The organism is Photobacterium sp. R1 (genome assembly GCF_054600795.1).
Genome location: NZ_BAAHZP010000817.1, coordinates 1 through 248, shown reverse-complemented (window position 1 = coordinate 248; position 248 = coordinate 1). Strand labels below are relative to the sequence as shown.

The 248-nt window shown below is 48.8% G+C and carries 1 protein-coding gene; it reads right to left on the bottom strand.

All coding sequences use genetic code 11. The features are described from left to right. Positions 1-232, bottom strand: a 232-nt coding sequence (locus tag ACYP03_RS27340; RefSeq protein ID WP_459782849.1) for a response regulator, incomplete at its 3' end; no start/stop codon positions are given. Positions 233-248 lie beyond the last annotated feature (16 nt).

Below are 248 nucleotides of genomic sequence, written 5' to 3'. Positions count from 1 at the left end.
CGGTGATCACGATGATTTTCGTGTCGGGGGCCAACGCCAGAATTTCCTGTAGTATCGCCAGCCCTTCTGAAGCATTGGCTTCATCAGGCGGAAGCCCGAGATCCAAGGTAATGACTTTGGGCTCATACCGTCGTAATGCCGTGATGGCCGATTTTCGGTCATCAGCCATGACTACTTCGTATTGTGGAAAGCACCATTTCAGCTGTTTTTGAATACCCGGATCATCTTCAATGACAAGTAATGTATCC